Raw genomic sequence first — 403 nt, 5'->3', positions numbered from 1 at the left:
TAGATCCTAAGTCTAGCGCGTCTGCCAATTCCGCCACACCCGCAAGATAAATGGTGTGCCATGAAGGACTCGAACCTTCGACCCTCTGATTAAAAGTCAGATGCTCTACCGACTGAGCTAATGGCACTAAATGATATATTAAGAAAAGTGGTGCCGGCGATAGGAGTCGAACCCACGACCTACTGATTACAAGTCAGTTGCTCTACCAACTGAGCTACACCGGCATGAAATGATGATTGTTTTCACTGTGTGAAAAATGGTTGATTATTTTCACTACGTGAAAAAATCTTGGTGGAGGATGACGGGATCGAACCGCCGACCCTCTGCTTGTAAGGCAGATGCTCTCCCAGCTGAGCTAATCCTCCGAATATATCTAGCCTGGCAACGTCCTACTCTCACAGGG

Annotated in this window: 3 tRNA genes; all 3 read right to left on the bottom strand. The window is 47.4% G+C overall.

Annotated elements, in window-relative coordinates:
* Window positions 1-51: 51 nt before the first annotated feature.
* Window positions 52-127: transfer RNA gene (locus tag ACQCT5_RS22915), tRNA-Lys, on the bottom strand.
* A 21-nt stretch (window positions 128-148) separates the two neighbouring features.
* Window positions 149-224: transfer RNA gene (locus ACQCT5_RS22910), tRNA-Thr, on the bottom strand.
* A 65-nt stretch (window positions 225-289) separates the two neighbouring features.
* Window positions 290-365: transfer RNA gene (locus tag ACQCT5_RS22905), tRNA-Val, on the bottom strand.
* Window positions 366-403: the final 38 nt, after the last annotated feature.

This window comes from Sutcliffiella halmapala, assembly GCF_050107295.1.
GTDB classification, from domain to species: domain Bacteria; phylum Bacillota; class Bacilli; order Bacillales; family Bacillaceae_I; genus Sutcliffiella_A; species Sutcliffiella_A halmapala_A.
Note: the sequence above shows the minus strand (reverse complement) of the source record. Positions and strands in the feature narration are given on the sequence as shown.